Annotated in this window: 9 protein-coding genes and 3 pseudogenes; 10 read left to right on the top strand and 2 right to left on the bottom strand. The window is 39.9% G+C overall.

The window, feature by feature from the left end; all coding sequences use genetic code 11:
• The 10 genes and pseudogenes from BACCELL_RS21780 to BACCELL_RS21735 form a co-directional block, all read left to right on the top strand.
• Nucleotides 1-791 (top strand): annotated as a pseudogene (locus BACCELL_RS21780) (AAA family ATPase); the annotation flags it as partial.
• A gap of 129 nt (nucleotides 792-920) precedes the next feature.
• Nucleotides 921-1,790 (top strand): DUF58 domain-containing protein, encoded by an 870-nt coding sequence (locus BACCELL_RS21775; RefSeq protein WP_007214248.1) that lies wholly within the window; start codon nucleotides 921-923, stop codon nucleotides 1,788-1,790.
• 8 nt (nucleotides 1,791-1,798) lie between these two features.
• Nucleotides 1,799-2,878, top strand: coding sequence for a hypothetical protein (locus BACCELL_RS21770; protein ID WP_007214247.1), 1,080 nt, complete (start codon nucleotides 1,799-1,801; stop codon nucleotides 2,876-2,878).
• Nucleotides 2,879-2,936: 58 nt separating this feature from the next.
• A complete protein-coding gene (locus tag BACCELL_RS21765) occupies nucleotides 2,937-3,920 on the top strand; it encodes a vWA domain-containing protein (protein WP_007214246.1) in 984 nt (327 codons plus the stop codon).
• Nucleotides 3,921-3,962: 42 nt separating this feature from the next.
• Complete coding sequence (locus tag BACCELL_RS21760; protein ID WP_007214245.1) at nucleotides 3,963-5,009, top strand: VWA domain-containing protein; 1,047 nt, start codon at nucleotides 3,963-3,965, stop codon at nucleotides 5,007-5,009.
• The gene (locus BACCELL_RS21755; RefSeq protein WP_007214244.1) at nucleotides 4,993-5,709 is read left to right on the top strand and encodes a tetratricopeptide repeat protein; all 717 of its coding nucleotides are present in this window, start codon (nucleotides 4,993-4,995) and stop codon (nucleotides 5,707-5,709) included. Before BACCELL_RS21760 ends, BACCELL_RS21755 begins: the two co-directional genes overlap by 17 nt.
• A 22-nt stretch (nucleotides 5,710-5,731) precedes the next feature.
• Nucleotides 5,732-7,576: a BatD family protein gene (locus tag BACCELL_RS21750; RefSeq protein ID WP_007214243.1), complete on the top strand. Its 1,845-nt coding sequence runs from the start codon at nucleotides 5,732-5,734 to the stop codon at nucleotides 7,574-7,576.
• 12 nt (nucleotides 7,577-7,588) lie between these two features.
• Nucleotides 7,589-8,428: a tetratricopeptide repeat protein gene (locus tag BACCELL_RS21745; RefSeq protein ID WP_007214242.1), complete on the top strand. Its 840-nt coding sequence runs from the start codon at nucleotides 7,589-7,591 to the stop codon at nucleotides 8,426-8,428.
• Nucleotides 8,429-8,626: 198 nt separating this feature from the next.
• Nucleotides 8,627-8,899, top strand: a complete 273-nt coding sequence (locus tag BACCELL_RS21740; RefSeq protein ID WP_007218563.1) for a hypothetical protein — start codon at nucleotides 8,627-8,629, stop codon at nucleotides 8,897-8,899.
• An 83-nt stretch (nucleotides 8,900-8,982) separates the two neighbouring features.
• Nucleotides 8,983-10,114: pseudogene (locus BACCELL_RS21735) on the top strand (universal stress protein).
• 325 nt (nucleotides 10,115-10,439) lie between these two features.
• On the opposite strand, the gene BACCELL_RS21730 reads toward BACCELL_RS21735, so the two are convergent.
• Nucleotides 10,440-11,699, bottom strand: coding sequence for a tetratricopeptide repeat protein (locus BACCELL_RS21730; protein ID WP_007214239.1), 1,260 nt, complete (start codon nucleotides 11,697-11,699; stop codon nucleotides 10,440-10,442).
• Nucleotides 11,683-14,112, bottom strand: a pseudogene (gyrA, locus tag BACCELL_RS21725) (DNA gyrase subunit A); the annotation flags it as partial. The gene BACCELL_RS21730 and the pseudogene gyrA, both read right to left, overlap by 17 nt.
• Nucleotides 14,113-14,199 lie beyond the last annotated feature (87 nt).

Below are 14,199 nucleotides of genomic sequence, written 5' to 3'. Positions count from 1 at the left end.
TTGCCTCATTGATCGATGCACAATACAGTCGTGTACAGTTTACTCCCGATTTGCTGCCTGCTGACGTTATCGGTACAATGGTTTACAGTCAGAAAGACGAAACGTTCCAAGTAAAGAAAGGACCTGTTTTTGCCAACTTCGTTTTGGCAGATGAAATTAACCGTGCTCCGGCCAAGGTACAGAGTGCTTTGCTGGAAGCGATGCAGGAACGTCAGGTAACTATTGGTACGGAAACTTTCCCGTTGCCCGAACCTTTCCTTGTACTTGCTACACAGAATCCTATTGAGCAGGAAGGTACTTATCCGCTGCCTGAAGCCCAGGTGGACCGTTTCATGCTGAAAGTGGTTATCGACTATCCGAAGATGGAAGAAGAAAAAATGATTATCCGCCAGAATATCAATGGCGATAAATTCAATGTGAAGCCTATTCTGAAAGCTCAGGAGATTATTGAAGCACGTAAAGTTGTTCGTCAGGTATATCTGGATGAGAAGATTGAACGCTACATTGTTGATATTGTATTTGCTACCCGTTATCCGGAGAAATATGATCTGAAGGAACTGAAAGATATGATTGGTTTCGGTGGTTCTCCCCGTGCCTCTATCAATCTGGCGTTGGCTGCCCGTACTTATGCTTTCATCAAACGTCGTGGTTATGTGATTCCTGAAGATGTTCGTGCCGTGGCTCATGACGTATTGCGCCATCGTATCGGATTGACTTATGAAGCAGAGGCCAGCAACCTGACTTCTGACGAGATCATCAGCAAAATACTGAATAAGGTTGAAGTACCTTAATTAAGTAAGTATTTTTAAAAAGGTCTTCCGAGACCTGTTAATAAATGGTGTGAACGTTTTTAAAGAATCTTGCCAACGTTTTTAAAGAACGTTGCCGGTATTTATTAACGGAATTATTTAACGATATAGATGGAAACAAGTGAACTGTTAAAAAAAGTCCGTCAGATTGAAATCAAGACGCGCGGATTATCCAACAATATCTTTGCCGGCCAGTATCATTCGGCTTTCAAGGGTAGGGGTATGGCATTTTCCGAGGTACGCGAATATCAGTTTGGCGATGACATACGCGACATTGACTGGAACGTGACTGCTCGCTTCAATAAGCCTTACGTGAAGGTGTTTGAAGAAGAGCGCGAGCTGACCGTCATGTTGCTGGTGGATGTTTCCGGTAGTTTGGAATTCGGTACGGTGAAGCAGATGAAAAAGGATATGGTGACGGAAATAGCTGCAACGTTGGCTTTTTCGGCTATACAAAACAACGATAAAATCGGGGTTATCTTTTTCTCTGACCGGATAGAGAAATTCATTCCGCCTAAGAAAGGGCGTAAGCATATCTTATATATTATTCGCGAACTGATTGACTTTAAAGCGGAGAGTCGGAGGACTGACATCCGGCTCGGACTGGAATATCTGACAAACGTAATGAAGCGTCGTTGTACAGCCTTCCTGTTATCCGATTTCATTGATCAGGGGAACTTTAAGAATGCAATGACTATCGCCAACCGGAAACATGATATGGTGGCTATCCAGGTGTATGACCGCAGGGTAGAGGAACTGCCGGCTATCGGTTTGATGAAAATAAAGGATGCTGAGACCGGACATGAGCAGTGGATTGATACTTCGTCGCGTGCCGTTCGTCGTGCTCATCACGACTGGTGGGTGAATAAACAGGTGGAACTGAACGAAACATTCACTAAGAGCAATGTCGATAATGTGTCGGTACGTACTGATCAAGACTATGTCAAAGCATTGATGAATTTGTTTGCGAAACGAAATTAATCGGAAAAATGAAAAGATATCTATTTCTGATAACCCTATTGGGGATGTTGACTGGCAAGGCAGTGGCTCAGTCGGTAACAGTGGATGCTACCATTGATTCTCTGCAAATTTATATCGGTGACCAGGCGAAGATTAAACTTCAGGTAGCCTTGGATGCCGATAAACGGGCTATTTTCCCTGTTTATACGGATACACTGGTAAGCGGTGTGGAGATTGTAGATGTTGCAAAGCCGGATACGCAGTATATAAATGATGATAAACGAATGCTGATTACGCAGGAGTATACTGTTACATCATTTGACTCGGCATTGTATTATCTGCCACCGATGGAAGTATTGGTGGATAATAAGGCATATCGTTCGAAGGCATTAGCACTGAAGGTATATTCGATGAATGTGCCATTGGATCCAGAGAATCCGGAACAGTTTTTTGGTTCGAAGACAGTAATGCAACCTCCTTTTGTGTGGGAAGATTGGTATGGGATTATCACCTGTGGCATATTGCTTATTCCGATTGCATTATTACTTATCTATCTGATCATGCGTATCTGTGACAATAAACCTATCATCCGTAAGATAAAGGTTGAACCGAAGTTACCTCCGCATCAGATGGCGATGAAAGAAATAGAGCGTATCAAAGGGGAAAAAGTATGGCAAAAGGGACAGCCGAAGGAGTATTACACGGAATTGACAGGTACTTTGCGTACGTATATTAAAGAGCGTTTTGGTTTCAATGCTTTGGAAATGACCTCTTCGGAGATTATAGAAAAGTTGCTTGAAATGCAAGATAAAGAAGCTATTGCAGATTTACGTTCTCTTTTTGAGACTGCCGATTTGGTGAAGTTCGCTAAACATAATCCGTTGATGAACGAAAATGATGCGAATCTGATCAATGCCATCGAATTTATCAATGAAACCAAGGAGAAAGAAGTGGAGAATGCAAAACCGCAACCCACTGAAATTACTATCATTGAGAAACGCTCATTGCGTACTAAAATATTGCTGGGCATAGGCATCGTAGTATTGTCGGTTGCCTTGATTGGTTCGTTCGTTTATATTGGAATGCAGTTATACAATTATTTTGCATGATAGCAAAATTTAAGGGTAACTCCAATCTTAAATAGTAAATTGTTAAATAGTAAATACAATGGTTTTTGCCAATATTGAATATTTGTTTTTGCTGCTGTTGCTTATACCTTATATAGTATGGTATATCATGAAGCGGAGGAATAATGAAGCTACACTTCAGATTTCGGATGCTCGTGTATATGCTCATACGCCGAAGAGTTATAAGAACTATTTGTTGCATGTACCTTTTATGTTACGGATTATTGCCTTGGCATTGATTATCGTAGTGTTGGCGCGTCCTCAAACTACTAATAGCTGGCAAAACAGTGAAATTGAAGGTATAGATATTATGATGGCCATCGACGTATCTACCAGTATGCTGGCAGAGGATTTGAAACCGAATCGTCTGGAAGCTGCTAAAGATGTGGCTGCGGAGTTTATCAATGGTCGGCCCAATGATAATATCGGTATAACTTTGTTTGCCGGTGAAAGTTTTACGCAATGTCCGTTGACGGTGGATCATGCAGTGCTTCTGAATCTGTTTCAAGGCATTAAGTGTGGTATTATTGAAGATGGAACAGCAGTCGGTATGGGTATTGCTAATGCCGTTACCCGCTTGAAAGACAGTAAAGCGAAGTCTAAAGTAATCATTCTGTTGACGGATGGTACAAATAATAAAGGAGATATATCTCCGCTGACTGCGGCGGAAATAGCTAAGAGTTTTGGTATCCGGGTTTATACAATTGGTGTAGGTACAAACGGAATGGCTCCGTATCCTTATCCGGTGGGTAACACTGTGCAGTATGTTAATATGCCGGTGGAGATTGATGAAAAGACACTGACGCAGATTGCGGCTACCACAGAAGGTAATTATTTCCGTGCCACCAGTAATTCTAAGCTGAAAGAGGTATATGAGGAGATCGATAAGTTGGAGAAAACCAAGTTGAATGTGAAGGAATACAGCAAGCGCCAGGAAGAATACCGTTGGTTTGCTTTGGCGGCATTCTTGTGCGTGTTACTTGAAGTATTGCTTCGTAATTCTATCTTGAAGAAGATACCTTAAAACAATGCATTAATTGTAAATTACTAAATTGTACATAGAAAGATGTTTCGATTTGAAGAACCTACATATTTATACCTGTTGCTCCTGTTGCCTTTCTTGGCGGCTTTCTACCTGTACTCCAATTATCGGAGACGGAAAGCGATCCGCAAGTTTGGCGATCCGGTGCTAATGGCACAGTTGATGCCGGATGTATCTAAATATCGTCCGGATGTGAAGTTTTGGCTGGTGTTTGCTGCAATCGGACTGTTTGCTGTATTGCTGGCACGTCCGCAGTTTGGCTCCAAGTTGGAGACTGTGAAGCGTCAGGGAGTAGAGGTAATGATTGCGTTGGATATTTCTAACTCTATGTTGGCACAAGATGTACAACCCAGTCGTCTGGAGAAAGCCAAGAGACTGGTAGCACAATTGGTTGACAAGATGGAGAATGATAAGGTAGGTATGATTGTGTTTGCCGGTGATGCCTTTACACAGTTGCCTATTACAAGCGATTATATTTCTGCCAAAATGTTTTTGGAATCTATTAATCCGTCGTTGATATCCAAGCAGGGTACGGCTATCGGTGCAGCTATTAATCTGGCTACCCGCAGTTTTACCCCCCAGGAAGGAGTAGGGCGTGCCGTCATCGTTATTACTGACGGTGAAAACCATGAAGGCGGAGCTGTGGAAGCTGCCAAGGCTGCTGCAGAAAAAGGTATTCAAGTCAGTGTTCTGGGTGTGGGTATGCCTGATGGTGCACCTATCCCTGTAGAAGGAACCAATGACTTCCGCCGTGACCGTGATGGAAACGTGGTTGTAACCCGCTTGAATGAGCAGATGTGTCAGGAAATAGCTCAGGCAGGAGATGGGATTTATGTGCGTGTAGACAATTCAAATGCTGCACAAAAGGTGATTGCTCAGGAGATTAATAAAATGGCGAAAGCGGATGTGGAAACACAGGTTTATACAGAGTTCAACGAACAATTCCAGGCTGTTGCATGGATTATATTGTTACTGTTGTTGGCTGAAATGCTGATTTTGGAACGTAAAAACCCGTTATTCCGTAATATCCATCTGTTTAAAAAGGAAGAAAGGTATGATGATGAGAAATAGAACTATCGGAATTATCTTGCTGCTACTGACGGCTATTTCAGTTTCTGCACAGAAAGCGGAACGCGACTATATTCGTAAGGGAAACCGTGCTTATAAAGATAGTACGTATGTAAATGCTGAAGTGAATTATCGGAAGGCTATTGATGTGAATCCGAAGTCAGCGATATCCATGTATAATCTGGGTAATACACTTATGCAACAGAATAAGTTGCAGGAGGCTATGGAGCAGTTTGTTGCTGCCACTAAAATGGAGAAAGATAAGGGTAATCTTGCTCAAATCTATCATAATATGGGAGTAATATTCCACTCCGGTAAGGATTATGCCAAAGCTGTGGAAGCATACAAAGAGTCACTACGTAATAATCCGAAAGATAACGAGACGCGTTATAACTTGGCTTTGGCTCAGAAAATGCTGAAAGATCAGGAACAGAATCAGCAGAATCAAGACCAGAACCAAGATCAGAATCAGGACAAAAAGGAGCAGGAAAAAGAACAAGATAAAGACAAACAAGACCAAAATCAACAAGATCAGCAGAACCAGGATCAACAGCAGCAACCTCCTCAGCCACAAGAAAATCAGATGTCAAAGGAAAATGCTGAACAACTTTTGAAGTCGGTGATGCAGGATGAGAAAGATGTACAGGATAAGGTGAAGAAACAGCAAGTTATCCAAGGTGGTCGTTTGGAAAAGGATTGGTAAATAATAAAAGATACGATAATATATGAGAAAATTAATTTTCTTATGGATAGCACTGGTAGTAGTCAGTCTGCAAGCTTTGGCTAATGACAAGGTGTCATTTACCGCGTCAGCTCCTGATGCTGTAGCGGTGGGTGACCAGTTCAGACTGGCATATACAGTGACTACACAGAAGGTGAGAGATTTCCGTGCTCCTTCTATTAAGGGGTTTGACGTACTGATGGGCCCCAGTCGCTCTCAGCAAAGTAGTATGCAAATAGTTAATGGGGTATCGACCTCAACCAGCAGTATTACTTTCACTTATATACTGATGGCTACTGCTGAGGGTAGTTTCACAATTCCGGGAGCTACAATTACAGCCGATGGTAATCAGATGGTTTCTAATTCTGTGCAAATCAAGGTTCTGCCAGCAGATCAGGCCGGAGCAGCTTCTTCAGGCGGAGGTAATAGTAGCCAGCAGGGCAATACCAGTCGTGCTTCTTCAAGAACTTCTGTTTCCAATCAGGATCTCTTTATTTTGCCTACTATTAGTAAGGCCAATGTGTATGAACAAGAAGCATTCTTGCTGACTTATAAAATTTACACTCTGGTTGACCTTCGCGGTTTTGACAATGTAAAACTTCCTGATTTTAAAGGGTTTCATTCACAAGAAGTCGAACTTCCGGGTGATAGAAAATGGAGCTTGGAACATTATAAAGGGCGGAATTATCAAACTACCGTTTATCGGCAATTTGTGTTGTTTCCACAGCAGTCTGGTAATTTGACTATTGATCCGGCACGTTTTGATGCTTCTATTGCTAAAGCTACTCAAGTATCTGATCCATTTGAAGCTTTCTTTAATGGTGGCAGTAACTACATTGAAGTCAAAAAGACATTGATGACACCGAAACTAACTGTAGATGTAAAACCCTTACCAGGCGATAAACCTGCTGATTTTTCCGGTGGAGTGGGAGAGTTTAGCATTTCTTCTTCCATTAATAGTACTAATGTAAAGACAAACGATGCTGTAACTATTAAACTTGTCATTTCCGGTACAGGCAATTTGAAGTTAATAGGTGATCCTGAGGTGAAATTCCCGGATGACTTCGAGGTATATGACCCTAAAGTTGATAATAAATTCAGGCTGACAAGTGCAGGGCTTTCGGGTAGTAAGGTTATTGAATATCTGGCTATTCCACGCAATGCCGGAACATTTAAAATACCAGCGGTGAAATTCAGCTATTTTGATATCAAATCCCGTACTTATAAGATATTGACTACCGAAGAGTATGAATTGCATGTAGAGAAAGGTGAAGGAAATGCAGCGCAAACTATTGCTAACTTTACAAATAAAGAGGATTTGAAAGTCTTGAATGAGGATATTCGCTTCATCAAGCAAAATGATGTGACGCTTTCTCAAAAGGGAGACTTTTTCTTTGACTCTATGTTATATTGGTTGCTCTATTTAGTACCTGGCGTTGCGTTTATCATTTTCTTTATCATTTACCGTAAGCAGATAGCTGCTAATGCTAATGTTGCGAAAATGCGTACGAAAAAGGCAAATAAGGTTGCTGTTAAACGTATGAAGTTAGCTGGTAAGTTGTTGGCTGAGAATAAAAAAGATGTTTTCTATGACGAAGTCTTGAAGGCTCTTTGGGGATATATAAGCGATAAATTGAATATTCCGGTTTCTCGACTTTCAAAAGATAATATTGAAGAGGAACTTCGTAAATATGGAGTGGAGGATGATTTGATTAAAGAATTCCTGGCTGCATTGAATGATTGTGAGTTTGCCCGTTTTGCTCCTGGCGATGATAATCAGGCTATGGATAAAGTCTATTCGGCTTCATTAGCAGTAATAAGTAAAATGGAGAATTCGATTAAACATTAATTAGGAGGTTATATGATGAAAAAGATACTGTTTTTTACTTTTGTTGGCCTGTTAATGGCATTGACCTCTTTTGGACAGACTGCATCGGATACATTACAACAAGCGAATGATTCGGTAACAATAGGTTCACACACTGAATTCTCAGCTGCTGCGCAAGAGAATAGTGTGACAAAAGCAGAAGGAGATAGCGTATACGTGAAGAATGATTATGCCTCTGCTATTCAGATATATGAAGCTCTGCTGAAAGAAGGAGAAGCGGCTGAGGTATACTATAACTTAGGAAATAGCTACTATAAGGCTGGTGATATAGCAAAAGCCATTTTAAATTATGAGCGTGCACTTTTAATACAGCCAGGCAATGCTGATATTCGGGCTAATTTAGAGATTGCTCGTGCAAAAACGATTGATAAAGTGATCCCTGTACCCGAGGTTTTCTTTGTATCTTGGACGAAATCATTGATTAATTGTTTGAGTGTGGATGCTTGGGCGAAGGTAGGCGTCGTTTGTTTCTTTTTGTTGCTTGCATCTCTTTATTTCTTCTTCTTTTCCAAGCAAATCGTGTGGAAGAAAATAGGATTTATTGCAGGGATAGTATTTCTGGTGTTAGTTTTATTAGCGAATGTCTTTGCTTTTCAACAAAAAAATGAGCTATTGAATCGTAACAATGCTATCGTACTAACTCCAAGTGTAACAGTACGTAGTACTCCGAGTGAAAGTGGCACCAGTTTGTTCATATTGCATGAGGGACGGAAGGTTGAAATTAAAGATAACTCCATGCGTGAATGGAAAGAAATCCGCTTAGAGGATGGTAAAGTAGGATGGGTACCTGCGTCATCTGTTGAAGTTATCTGATAGATATAATTCTTTCATAATAAGATAGTTAATAATAGAAAGAAGCCTGTTGAAAGGGAAAATACAAATCCCCTTTTGACAGGCTTCTTTATTTTTGTAAAAAAGACACCGAAATAGTTTGTTTTATCTTTTTTTTTCCTTAAGTTTATAGCGTGATAAGTGAAACTCACAGAGTTATTAACCATTAAATTTATAAATATGAGAACAATAACATTTAATGAACTTCGCAGAATTAAAGATTCATTACCTACTGGTAGTATGCATAGAATAGCCGATGAGCTCGGATTGAACGTCGATACAGTTAGAAATTTTTTTGGCGGTCACAATTTTAAAGAGGGTAAGAGTGTTGGGATACATTTAGAGCCTGGTCCGGATGGTGGTTTGGTTATGTTGGATGATACTACCGTCCTTGATAGAGCTCTAAAAATTCTGGATGAAATGAATGCCAGTGCTGAGCCTGTTCGAGCTTAAGAAAAGAAAGTTATAAATGAATCCCAATTGATAGACAAACAATTGGGATTTCTTATTTGTTTATAAAGTAAAAACAGTTGATTATGGAAGACAAGTTAGTAACCTTAGCTATTCTGACTTATGCAAAAGCTCAGATATTGAAGAATGTGCTTGAAAATGAAGGTATTGAAACCTATATTCATAATGTAAATCAAATACAACCTGTAGTGTCTTCAGGTGTGCGCTTACGTATAAAAGAAAGCGATCTACCGCGTGCATTGAAGATAACTGAGAGCTCTGCTTGGCTTTCTGAAGAGGTAGTGGGAGGGAAGTCACCCAAAGTAGAAAAGGAGAGTAATAAGGTCTTAATTCCTGTAGACTTTTCTAATTATTCAATGAAGGCATGTGAGTTTGGTTTTAATTTCGCTCAGAATATGGGAGCGGAAGTTGTGTTGCTTCATGTTTATTTTACACCAATCTATACCACGTCATTACCTTATGGAGACGTTTTTAATTATCAGCTAACAGACGATGAAAATGTAAAAAACATATTACAAAAAGTTCATGCAGATTTAAATACTTTATCTGACAAGGTAAAAGCAAAAGTAGCTTCAGGAGAGTTCCCGAATGTAAAATATAGTTGTGTATTGCGTGAAGGTATTCCAGAAGAGGAAATTCTTCGTTATTCGAAGGAATATCGGCCACGTATTGTGATTATGGGGACTCGTGGTAAAAATCAGAAAGATATAGATTTAATTGGTAGTGTAACTGCTGAGGTAATTGAGCGAAGCCGCGTACCAGTTTTAGCCATTCCGGAGAATACTCCATTTAAACAGTTGGCAGAAGCTAAACGTATTGCATTTATCACCAATTTTGATCAACGGGATTTAATTGCATTCGATTCTTTGATTGCTGCTTTAAAGCCATTTCATTTCTCTGTATCTTTGATTCATCTGTCAGATGTTAAGGACACTTGGAATGAAATTAAATTAGGTGGTATTAAGGAGTATTTTCAAAAACAGTACCCGGACCTGGAAATTCATTATGATGTTGTGATGAATGATGATTTCTTGAACAGCTTAGATAATTACATAAAAAACTAATCATATTGATATAATTACGTTGACTACTTATAAACGTAATATATTCTCTCGCTTATTTAATCCAGGTATTGCTCGGAAGATGATTTTTCATTCCGATACACCGCTGTTAGTTATTTATGGACGCCCAAGCTAAAATAAATAGCGCAAGCAATTTAGATTAATAATCAGTATTATGTTTAATATATGATACTAATATTCTTCTTGCATAATTAAAGCCAACTTCTTAGGTCTACCCATATCTTTTGGCGGCCCTACCCCTGTGTGTACGGAGTGGCGTGTAGCCTTTATTTTATTGCGGGTTAAACGTCCCCAACCCTCAAGTGCGGTGCGGCTTATACGGTATGTGTACTTAATCATATAAAATAAACCCTAAAAGTTTTTTGTCTAACTTTTAGGGTTCACTTCAAAATAAACTATTTTGAGACAGCTTTGGGACAGCTGTTTTTTAAGTTTATACTTTACATCAGCTTTTCAATTTCTTCAAATTCTGGTCCCATATCTAAATTATAATATACTCTGTAAAGACCATTCAACCATAAATCCTTTTGGTCAGGTTTTAATTCTCTTGCTTTTTCATAGCAAGGTTTTGCATTTTCATAGAAAGCTTTCAAAGTAATCTGATCTTCTTTATATTTAGGATCATTAACGTCAGTAGTAGCTTTTTCTGAGAAGTCTTGAGCTTGGAGACAGTAGATCAGTCCTAAATTGGAATAAGCTTCTGCATAAGTAGGATCTACTTCAATTGTCTTTTTGTAGTATTCAATAGCCTTATCATAATCCTTCATATTGTGGTAAAGATATCCTTTTACGTACAGATAGAATGTATTATTGGGGTCTTTAGCTAACATTTCATCAGCGAATTGCATGGCTTCATCGTATTTATTGTTATTGCTATAATAATCAATTAAATGACCGAAGAAGAATGAATGCTGAGGGTATTTTTGCAAACCTTCTTTTAATGAAGCAATCCACTTAACAGTATCGCCTTGTGCTTTTAAAGCTGTAGAGATGAACTCCATAGCATACTGACCTACTTCTTTGTCGTTCTGTGCATAAGGAGCATATTTCAGAACACTGGGATAATCCTCCATCTTTGCTGCTGCCAAGCTTGCATAATAAGCAATCTGAGCTAAGAGTGTATCTGTCTGCAAGAAGTTTTCCTTTTCAAACATCGGATTCTGAGCAATTTCAATATAAGTTCCAAAGAAATCTAATGCTTCTTTGTTCTTCTCTAAGTTATAATATTGAATACCGCCATTGATCAAGTTTGGGCGTTCTGCTACAATAGCAGCAGCATTGGGTTTTCTGTACTTGTTCTTGATTTTTCCCTTTTCATTTGGAACCTGTGCGAGTTCATCGCACTTAAGGTAGTATTTGCACATATTCAATGCGCTATTATATACCTTAAGAGTATCATAAGGTTTTCTCAAATAGGCATTTTCCATCTGTTTTTCATTAATCCTTTTCTGAATAAAACCTGCTACATCCCAAGTATCGGCATTATCCTTTGTTTCAGGATTAGTCAAGGCTTGATTGATGAGCTGCTCGGCCTTATTAAAGTCCGGATTCACTTCATTTGCAATGCTTTTAGCTTCTTTCACAGTCTTTTCTTGAGCGAAAGTGAAGCCTGCAGCGAGCAATAAAATCACTGAAAATAATACTCTTTTCATGATAGTTGTAAAATTAAAATTAATATTATGTCTATTCTTCATCTTCATTATTGACTTTATTATCAGAGTTATAGTCTTCCTCCTCTCCTTCTACCTCATTTATAGTGGGAATTGGGGAATTTTCATCATCAACAGGAATTTCATCTTCCATACTTTCTGATGTAACCTTACATACTGAACCGATCTCATCGTTTCTCTTTTCAAGATTGATCAGACGAACACCTTGGGTAGCACGACCCATAATACGGACATCAGCAACTTTCAGACGAATGGTGATACCAGATTTATTGATAATCATCAAGTCATTATCATCTGTTACAGACTTAATTGTTACCAATTTACCTGTTTTATCGGTGATATTCATCGTCTTAACACCCTTACCGCCACGATTAGTCTTACGGTAGTCTTCGATATCAGAACGTTTGCCATAGCCTTGTTCAGAAACTACCATAATGGTTTCTGCTTCAGGATCTTTGATGCAAATCATTCCAACAACTTCATCTTGCCCGTCTTCGTCAAGCGTCATACCACGCACACCAGTTGCAGTACGTCCCATAACGCGTACAGCACTTTCGTGGAAGCGAATGGCACGTCCATTACGATTGGCAATGATAATTTCGTTGTCACCGTTAGTCATACGTACTTCGATAACGCGGTCGTCCTCACGGATAGTAATGGCGTTTACACCATTCTGGCGAGGGCGGGAATACTGTTCAAGTAATGTCTTCTTGATAACACCATTCTTGGTACAGAATAAGACATAATGGCTGTTGATGAAGTCTGTGTCAGAAAGGTTCTTCACACGCAGATATGCATTTACAGCATCGTCTGAATCAATATTCAGCAAGTTTTGGATGGCACGTCCCTTGGAATTCTTGGTACCTTCAGGGATTTCATATACTTTGAGCCAATAGCACTTACCCTTTTGAGTAAAGAACATCATGGTATTGTGCATGGTTGCCGGATATATGTGTTCAATGAAGTCTGCATCGCGGGTATCTGTACCCTTGGAGCCTACTCCACCACGGTTTTGAGCACGGAACTCACTCAACGGAGTACGTTTAATATAGCCCATATGAGAAATGGTAATAATCATTTCGTCATCTGCATAGAAATCTTCCGGATTGAATTCTTCGGATGAGTAAACAATTTCAGAACGACGTTCATCTCCGTATTTTGCTTTTACTTCAATTAATTCATCAGTAATAACTTTGCGGCAAAGTTCGTCATTCGAAAGAATTTCTTCGTAATAAGCAATCATCTTCATTACTTCTTCATATTCAGCATGAAGCTGATCCTGCATCAGTCCGGTCAATTGGCGCAAACGCATTTCTACGATGGCACGAGACTGAATTTCTGTTAATTGGAAGCGTTCTATCAAGCCGACAATAGCATCATTAGGTGTCTTTGCAGCACGGATGATACGGATTACTTCATCGATATTATCTGATGCAATGATTAAGCCTTCCAATATATGAGCGCGTTCTTTAGCCTTACGCAAGTCATATTGAGTACGACGGATAACCACCTCATGGCGATGTTCTACGAAGTACTTAATCATGTCTTTCAGATTCAGCAAACGAGGACGCCCGTGTACCAATGCTACGTTGTTCACACTAAAAGAAGTCTGTAACAGCGTCATTTTATAGAGTTTATTCAAGACTACGCTGGCGTTGGCATCACGTTTGATATCAATCACAATACGCATACCTTCACGGTCAGACTCATCATTGGCATTGGAGATACCCTCTATCTTCTTATCATTGGCTAAATCTGCAATATTCTTGATCAGTTCCGCCTTATTGACACCATACGGGATTTCCGTGATGACAATTTTGTCATGTGTAGAACTGGTTTCTATTTCTGCTCTTGCACGCATGATAACGCGACCGCGACCGGTAAGATATGCCTCGCGTACGCCACTCATACCATATATATATCCTCCTGTTGGGAAATCGGGAGCTTTCACATAGTTCATCAACTCCTCTATCTCGATATCGTTGTTCTCGATGTATGCGATGCAAGCATCAATAACCTCTGAAAGGTTGTGGGTAGGCATATTGGTTGCCATACCTACAGCAATACCAGATGCACCGTTTACCAAAAGGTTTGGAATACGGGTAGGCATAACAGTAGGCTCCTGCAAAGAATCGTCGAAGTTGCTCTGCATATCAACGGTTTCTTTGTCGAGGTCTTGCATCATATCTTCACCAATCTTGCGCAAGCGACACTCGGTGTAACGCATAGCTGCTGCGCTATCGCCGTCTACCGAACCATAGTTACCCTGGCCATCTACCACCATGTAACGCATTGCCCAAGGCTGTGCCATACGAACTAATGCACCGTAAACGGAAGAGTCACCATGCGGGTGATACTTACCCAATACTTCACCTACAACTCTGGCTGATTTTTTATAAGGTTTATCAGACGTATTTCCCAGTCCCATCATTCCGAAGAGAATTTCAAACCCTTTCGGTTCCAACTATCTTCCTGAAATCGTAATATCCGGACATCATGATGCCCCGGTATGGACGGTCTGACACGTGTG

The sequence above is a fragment of the Bacteroides cellulosilyticus DSM 14838 genome, from assembly GCF_000158035.1.
Lineage (GTDB): Bacteria > Bacteroidota > Bacteroidia > Bacteroidales > Bacteroidaceae > Bacteroides > Bacteroides cellulosilyticus.
The sequence above is the reverse complement of the archived record's forward strand: the minus strand, read 5'-3'. Positions and strand labels throughout refer to the sequence as shown.

What these genes read in the sequence shown, in the direction of transcription:
- BACCELL_RS21775 (WP_007214248.1), top strand. Translation starts at nt 921, where the DNA reads ATGGAAACAAGTGAACTGTTAAAAAAAGTCCGTCAGATTGAAATCAAG.
- BACCELL_RS21770 (WP_007214247.1), top strand. Translation starts at nt 1,799, where the DNA reads ATGAAAAGATATCTATTTCTGATAACCCTATTGGGGATGTTGACTGGC.
- BACCELL_RS21765 (WP_007214246.1), top strand. Translation starts at nt 2,937, where the DNA reads ATGGTTTTTGCCAATATTGAATATTTGTTTTTGCTGCTGTTGCTTATA.
- BACCELL_RS21760 (WP_007214245.1), top strand. Translation starts at nt 3,963, where the DNA reads ATGTTTCGATTTGAAGAACCTACATATTTATACCTGTTGCTCCTGTTG.
- BACCELL_RS21755 (WP_007214244.1), top strand. Translation starts at nt 4,993, where the DNA reads ATGATGATGAGAAATAGAACTATCGGAATTATCTTGCTGCTACTGACG.
- BACCELL_RS21750 (WP_007214243.1), top strand. Translation starts at nt 5,732, where the DNA reads ATGAGAAAATTAATTTTCTTATGGATAGCACTGGTAGTAGTCAGTCTG.
- BACCELL_RS21745 (WP_007214242.1), top strand. Translation starts at nt 7,589, where the DNA reads ATGATGAAAAAGATACTGTTTTTTACTTTTGTTGGCCTGTTAATGGCA.
- BACCELL_RS21740 (WP_007218563.1), top strand. Translation starts at nt 8,627, where the DNA reads ATGAGAACAATAACATTTAATGAACTTCGCAGAATTAAAGATTCATTA.
- BACCELL_RS21730 (WP_007214239.1), bottom strand. Translation starts at nt 11,699, where the DNA reads ATGAAGATGAAGAATAGACATAATATTAATTTTAATTTTACAACTATC.